General features: G+C 61.5%; 6 protein-coding genes and 1 pseudogene. 5 read left to right on the forward strand and 2 right to left on the reverse strand.

Annotated elements, in window-relative coordinates; genetic code table 11:
• Together WA989_RS03095 and WA989_RS03100 are read left to right on the forward strand one after the other, a co-directional pair.
• Positions 1–442 (forward strand): glycosyltransferase (locus WA989_RS03095; protein WP_424339061.1); only part of this gene is annotated, 442 nt, incomplete at its 5' end.
• Positions 439–870 (forward strand): hypothetical protein, encoded by a 432-nt coding sequence (locus tag WA989_RS03100; RefSeq protein ID WP_424339062.1) that lies wholly within the window; start codon positions 439–441, stop codon positions 868–870. The genes WA989_RS03095 and WA989_RS03100, both read left to right, overlap by 4 nt.
• Positions 871–878: 8 nt before the next feature.
• Here the strand turns inward: WA989_RS03100 and WA989_RS03105 are convergent, their stop codons facing one another.
• Both WA989_RS03105 and WA989_RS03110 read right to left on the reverse strand, forming a co-directional pair.
• Positions 879–2,735, reverse strand: a complete 1,857-nt coding sequence (locus WA989_RS03105) for a dipeptide ABC transporter ATP-binding protein (protein WP_424339063.1) — start codon at positions 2,733–2,735, stop codon at positions 879–881.
• An 82-nt stretch (positions 2,736–2,817) separates the two neighbouring features.
• Positions 2,818–3,816 (reverse strand): Gfo/Idh/MocA family protein, encoded by a 999-nt coding sequence (locus WA989_RS03110; RefSeq protein ID WP_424339064.1) that lies wholly within the window; start codon positions 3,814–3,816, stop codon positions 2,818–2,820.
• Positions 3,817–3,980: 164 nt separating this feature from the next.
• On the opposite strand from WA989_RS03110, the gene WA989_RS03115 reads away from it, so the two are divergent.
• From WA989_RS03115 to WA989_RS03125, 3 genes and pseudogenes are all read left to right on the forward strand, one after another.
• Entirely contained in the window at positions 3,981–5,114 is a 1,134-nt protein-coding gene (locus tag WA989_RS03115) for an iron-containing alcohol dehydrogenase (protein ID WP_424339065.1), read from the forward strand.
• Between the two features lie 80 nt (positions 5,115–5,194).
• Complete coding sequence (locus WA989_RS03120; RefSeq protein ID WP_424339066.1) at positions 5,195–6,238, forward strand: mannose-1-phosphate guanylyltransferase; 1,044 nt, start codon at positions 5,195–5,197, stop codon at positions 6,236–6,238.
• 71 nt (positions 6,239–6,309) lie between these two features.
• Positions 6,310–6,736: pseudogene (locus tag WA989_RS03125) on the forward strand (hypothetical protein); the annotation flags it as partial.

Here is a 6,736-nt window from a genome sequence, read left to right on the forward strand (position 1 = left end):
CTACCAGCGCCAGTTGCCTATAGATATTGTCGTTGTGGGCTACACCAAGAATGACGAGCAGCTCAAACAGGTCAATCCTCATGTCGAGATCACCGGGCGCTATGAGCCTGAAAACCTGATCGACCTGCTGCACCCGCTCGAGCTCGATTTCACGATGAATCTGAGCATCTGGCCGGAGACGTTCTGCTACACGATTTCCGAATGCTGGCAGGCCGGACTTCCGGTCGTATCGATCGATCTCGGCGCTCAGGGAGACCGCATCCGGAAAAGCGGAACCGGCGCCGTTATCCCGCTCGCCGATGCCCGTCGCGATATCACCGGCGCTGTTATGGCCGTGCTGGAGGCTGGCGCCGCCGGAGGGACGGTCTCAAGCGAGGTCAGCGGGCCTGACTATATCGCAAGCATCTTCAATCGCTTTGCCGAAGAAGAGGTCACCTCATGAGCAAGAAGGCACAGGCAAAAGCGGTATCTCCTGCCGACATCGCTCCAGGGCGTTTTGCCGCCTGGAGATATGGAGCCTATGACGACCGGTGGATCGGTCCGCGCGCTATAATGGACCTTGCCGGGCCATGCGAGGTCGAACTCATCTTCTTCGTGCCGGAGATCGACACCACCGATCAGCAGAAGACGGTCGAGATTTTTCTCAACGGCAAGCGAGCCCAGAAGGTCAAACTGAAGCGCGGAGAATGGCTTGAGGCGAAAAAGGTCGCCTGCAAGACCTCTCCAAGCCGGATTGAGGTGCGTTGTGAGACCCCCGAGCCCGGCAGGTTCGATGATCTACGCGATATCTGTGTGCATGTCCCGCAGGTCCGGATAGACGGAAACACGGTTCACGTCCCGATATTCGAGGATCTGATCGTTTCAGCCTAGCCGCGCGCTCAGGCCGGCTCGGTTGCTCTGGCACGCAGCGCTTCGACGTTCTCATACGCATCATGCTCGGCGACGAGGTGGCCGGGGCCGACTTCGACCAATTTCGGGTCGTATTGCTCGGCGTCCGGATCATCGATCAGGACCGATTTCATGAAGCGAAGCGGCGCGCGGCTATCGAGCGGTGAAGGCAGGTCGCCGCGCAGCTTGACCCGCTCGCGCGCGCGCTCGAGCTTCGGGTCCGGCGTCGGGACGGCCGAGATCAGCGCCTTTGTGTAAGGATGGCGAGCATCCTCGTAGATCGCGGTCCGGTCTGCGATTTCCACGACCTTGCCAAGATAGAGCACCATGACGCGGTGGCTGATCTCGCGCACAACGGAGAGGTCGTGGCTGATGAAGATCATGGCGAGGCCGAACTCCTTCTGAAGCTCTATCAGAAGATCGACCACCTGCGCCTGCACCGACACATCAAGCGCCGAGACTGCCTCGTCACAGATCAGGAGTTTGGGGCGCAGGATCATGGCCCGCGCAATGCCGACACGCTGGTTCTGGCCGCCTGAGAGTTCGTGCGGATAGCGGTTGATCAGGGCTGGGTCGAGATCGACGCGTGGCAGGAATTCGCGCACCATTTTCTCGCGCTCCGCCTTGGAGAGTTCGGGCTTGTGAACAGTCAGCGGCTCTGCAATCGACTGGCCGATCGTCATCCGCGGATCGAGTGAGGCGAGCGGGTCCTGGAAAACGATCTGCAGGTCGTCGCGCATACCGTTCATCGTCTTGCGGTCGGCCTGGGTGATGTCCCGGCCCATAAAGGCGACCGTGCCGGCGGCCGAGGGCACGAGCTTCAGGACGGCGCGCGCCAGTGTCGACTTCCCGCACCCGGACTCGCCGACGACGCCCAGCGTTTCGCCGGGGCGAAGGTCGAACGACACACCATCGACGGCTTTCAGCATTTTCGTCTTGCCGAAGAGGCCCCCGCCGACATTGACCGGGAATTGCACTTTCACATCCCGTGCCTCGATCAGCGGTTCGACGTCAGCCGGGGGAGGCGGGCCGAGCATCGGGCGGCCTTCGCGATTGGGCTGGTCGATGCGCGGCACCGCATTAAGCAGCATCTGCGTATACTCATGCTGCGGATTGTAGAAAATCTCGTCATTCGTGCCGGTTTCGACAATCTCGCCATGTTTCATGACGACGACACGGTCACACATGCGCGCCACCACGCCCATGTCATGGGTGATGAGGACGATGCCGGTGCCGGTGTCGCGCTTCAACTCATCCATCAGGTCCAGCACTTGCGCCTGCACCGTGACATCGAGCGCCGTTGTCGGCTCGTCGGCGAGCAGCAGCTTCGGCCCGCACAGCATCGCAATGGCGACCATGACGCGCTGGCGCATGCCGCCTGACAGCTCGTGCGGGAACTGGTCAAGCCGGCGGCGGGCTTCAGGTATGCGGACCTGCTCGAGCCAGTCGACGCAGCGTTTCGTCGCCGCCTCGCCTGTAAGATCTTTGTGAAGTGCGAGCACTTCGCGCATCTGCGCGCCGACGGTGAGATGCGGGGTCAGAGAGGTCAGCGGATCCTGGAAGATCATAGACATCTGCGCGCCGCGGATCTTGCGCAGCGTGGAGGCGTTCGCACCGACCATTTCGGTGCCGTTGAACTTGATGCTGCCGCCGACATGCCCATTGTCTGCCAGCAGGCCGAGCGCGGCGAGCGCCGACTGGCTCTTGCCGGACCCGGACTCGCCGACAATTCCGAGGCATTCGCCGGGCGCGACATCGAAACTCGTACCCTTCACGGCATGGACCGTGCCGTCTGGCGTGTCGAAATCGATTGTAAGGTCACGAACAGACAGAATGGGCTGGGTCACTAAGGCGGGCCTCGTTCAGGGTTGGTTGCTTGCGCAATCCTATCGGCCCAATCGGGCCGCCGGTGTCAACAAGCAGAGCCAGTTAGCGGTAACGCAGATGGCGAAGGCCCGCGCTTTCATAAATGTCATCGAGCGCCTGTTGCTGGCGCAGGATCATGGCGCCCTCCGTTGGAAGGGGCGCCTTGGTTTTCAGCGCGTCCACGATAGCGGCAAGCTGCCAGGTGTAGGTTGAGATCGGGCTGACAGGCCGAAGCTGGTCGACTTCGCTGCCGTCGGCGCGGCGCAGGCTCAAGCTGCCATTCACGTGCGGGGCGAGGGGGTTTTTGAAATAGATGAGACCTTCCGTTCCGGCGATCGTCATCTGCGCGCTGAAAGGCGTGCCGGCCGCCATAGTCGTCGTCAGGTGCACCCAGGTCTTTTCGCCGTGCTGAAGGCGAACCTGCATGCTTTCATCAACACCGCGTGATGTCGTTTCGGCTTTTGCATCCACCAGGTCCAGCGCGTCCATGAGATGCAGCGCCCAGTTCAGCGGATAACAGCCAAGATCCATCATGGCCCCGCCCCCTGTTTCGGGTAGCTGGCGGATTTCATCATCACTGTCGCGGATTGCCACATCGAAATTGGCGTCAATCCTGGTCACGTCACCAATCCGGCCATCGGCGATCCAGTCGAGGCAAGTCTCGAAGGCCGGGTGATACCGATAGTGAAACGCCTCGATCAAACGCTTTCCGGCCTTGTCGGCTGCGGCCAGCATCGCTTTCGCCTCATCTGAATTCATGGCGAACGGCTTCTCGCAGAGCAAATGCTTGCCCGCCTCGAGCGCCTTGATTGTCCATTCGGCGTGCAGGTTGATCGGCAGCGGATTATACACAAGGTCGATGTCGGGGCTTGCAATCAGCGCCTCATAGGAGCTGAAGGTCTGCGCGATGCCGTGGGCTTTCGCAAAGTCATTCGCGCGCCCTTCATCCCTTGCCGCCACCCCGGCCAGTTTTACCTGGGGGATGACTTTTGCCGGGTCGCAGATTGCCTTCGGCGCGATCCGGGCCGCGCCGAGTATCCCGATTTGAAGGGGCTGGCTCATGAGACTGCACTCCAGATATCCAATTGTAACGCTCCGACGCCTAGTCGAAACGAGACGTCATGGCGAGGCCACCGGCAAATTGACGCGCGGCGACGGCTTGCACTGGCCGCATGCCTTGTCCTAGGTGGCCCCAGCGGCCACGCAACCAATCGGAGATACGCGCCATGCCAGTAATGACCTTCCTGAACACCTGCATCTTTGATCATGGCGCTCTGGCGCGGCTGCCCAAAGTGCTGGCAGGCTATGGCGTCTCCAAGCCTTTCATCGTGACCGATCCCGGCATCAAGGCGGCCGGCATTCTGGACAAGGTGCTCGATGCGCTCGGCAGCGAACCGGGCGGCGTCTTCCCGGACACGGTGGCAAACCCGACAGAACAGCAGGCGATCGACGTCGCGGACCTCTACAAGCAGGCCGGCGCCGACAGCATCATCGCGCTCGGCGGCGGCTCGAGCATGGACCTTGCCAAGGCGGTCGGCCTTCTGGCGGCGCATGGTGGACCGCTTGAAAAATATGCGGCGGTGACGGGCGGCTCAAAACATATCGGCAAGCTGCCGCCACTGGTCGCCATTCCGACCACAGCCGGCACCGGCTCGGAAGTCTCCGTCGGCATGATCACGACGATGACCAATGGCCGCAAGGAAACCTTCGCCTCGCCAAACCTGATCCCGCCAACCGCGATCTGCGACCCGGACCTGACGCTCGGCCTGCCACAGCTGATGACGGCCGCGACCGGTATGGACGCCGTCACACACTGCATCGAGGCCGTCCTCGTGCCCGTCTCCAACCCGCCTGCCGAAGGCATCGGCTATGATGGCCTGACCCGCGCTGTCGGCGATGGCTGGCTGCGCCGCGCGGTCGAGGACGGGTCTGATCCGGATGCACGCTGGCACATGATGATGGCCTCCTATGAGGGCGCGCTTGCTTTCGTGAAGGGCCTCGGCTCCGTCCATGCGCTCTCGCACGCGGCCGGCCGCCTACATGAAAAGAAACTCCACCACGGCACGCTGAATGCGATCTTCCTGCCGCATCTTCTGCGTTTCAATGAGGGCGCTGCGGACGCGAAGTATGAGCGCCTGCGCTTTGCCATGGGACTCAAGCCGGGCGCCGACCTCGCCGAGGCGATCGAGAAACTGAACGAAGATATCGGCATTCCATCGACGCTGAAGGAGATCGGCCTTGAAGCCTCCGATGGGCCTGGCGTCGTCGAATTTGCGCTGGCTGATCTTGCCCATCGCGGTAATGCGAAACCTGCGGGCCAGGCGGACTATGAAAAGATCTACGAAACGGCTCTCGGCTAAAGACGCTTGAACTTCTGGCGCGAATTTTCCATGCCTTCTGTCGAAACGCGATGGGTTGGCCAAAAGACCGGGAGACAGGTTTGCAGACACTTACGATAAGGCCCGTTATCCTGTGTGGTGGAAGCGGAACACGCCTCTGGCCGCTGTCGACGCCGGAAGTGCCCAAGCAGTTCCTGAAGCTCGATGGTGAAGAGACCATGCTCGCCAAGACGGCGTCTCGCATGATCGATGATGCAGAGCAGGGCCTGGCCTTCCGGTCGCCGATGATTGTCGGCGCCGCGCGCCACGAAGCGCTGATGAAGGCCGAGCTTCCGGAAGCGGTGCTCATCCTGGAGCCGTTCGGGCGAAATTCTGCTGCGGCGGTGGCAGCTGCCGCCCTGACGGCGCATCCCGAAGAACTGCTGCTCGTTTTGCCGGCTGACCATTCCATCCTGCGCCCGGACCGGTTCCGGCGCGCCATCCGGATCGGCGCGAGCGCGGCAGCCGCTGGTGACATCGTGACCTTCGGCATCACGCCCGATTTTCCGAGCACCGGTTATGGCTATATCGAGATCGAGCAGGAAGACCGGCCCGTCCTGAAAGCAGTGAAGTTTGAGGAAAAACCACCGCTCGAAAAGGCGAAACACTATATCGAGGCGGGTCATTATCTCTGGAATGCCGGTATCTTCCTGTTTGAGGCGGGCGCGATGGTAAAAGCCTTCGAAGCCCATGCACCAGACGTGCTCCAGGCCGTTCGGGATTCCCTCCCGGCGAGCGACGGCGAAAGCACTGTCCATCGCATCGACGCAGACAAATTCGGCGCCTGTCCGGAGATTTCCGTCGACTATGCAATCATGGAAAAGCACCCGGGCGTGCGCGCCGTCCCTGTCGATATGGGCTGGAATGATGTCGGCGATTACAAGGCGCTCTGGGAGCTGTCGGACAAGGATGAGGATGGCAATGCGCTGCTGGGGCCAGTGACCGCGATCGACTGCAAGCATTGCTATATCCGCTCCGAGGGCCGGCCAATCTCGGTCTCCGGCCTGCGCCATGCGATCATTGTGGCGACAGAAGACAATTACATGGTCTGCGCCATGGACGATGCGCAGAAGGTGAAAGCGCTTGCTCAAGCGGCCCGGCGTTAACCCCGTCAGACTGATTTCGATTTGCTGCCGTAATTTGTCCGTTTTTGGTGTATTGTCTCCTCGATATGGATGTGAGGGACGCACCTGCGAGGCTCTACGGCGCGATCAACAAGGATGCGCGCCACTGGCAGATCATGGCCCTGTCGGGCCTGTTCGCGATCTCCGTCCTGACCACTGATTTTGGCGCCCGGCCTCTCCATCTCCTTTCAGCATTTACCGGCGCAATGATCGCGCAGATCATCGGTACCGTTCTCGTGGGCGCGAAGTTTGAATGGAAGTCCGCGGCCATAACGTCTCTTTCGCTCTCGATCCTGATGCGCGCCGTCGCGCCGTGGATGTGGCTGGTTGCCGGGCTGATCGGTATCGGCCTCAAATTCGCGATCCGCTATCGCGGCAAGCACATCTTCAACCCGGCCTGTATCGGCATCGTTGCCATGTGCCTGGTCTTCGGGCGCGATGTCTGGGTCTCTCCCGGGCAATGGGGGCAGGCGCCGCTCG

This window comes from Henriciella sp. (genome assembly GCF_049649345.1).
GTDB lineage: Bacteria > Pseudomonadota > Alphaproteobacteria > Caulobacterales > Hyphomonadaceae > Henriciella.

Coding starts and splice junctions, on each gene's coding strand:
- WA989_RS03100 (WP_424339062.1), top strand. CDS start 439: ATGAGCAAGAAGGCACAGGCAAAAGCGGTATCTCCTGCCGACATCGCT.
- WA989_RS03110 (WP_424339064.1), bottom strand. CDS start 3,816: ATGAGCCAGCCCCTTCAAATCGGGATACTCGGCGCGGCCCGGATCGCG.
- WA989_RS03115 (WP_424339065.1), top strand. CDS start 3,981: ATGCCAGTAATGACCTTCCTGAACACCTGCATCTTTGATCATGGCGCT.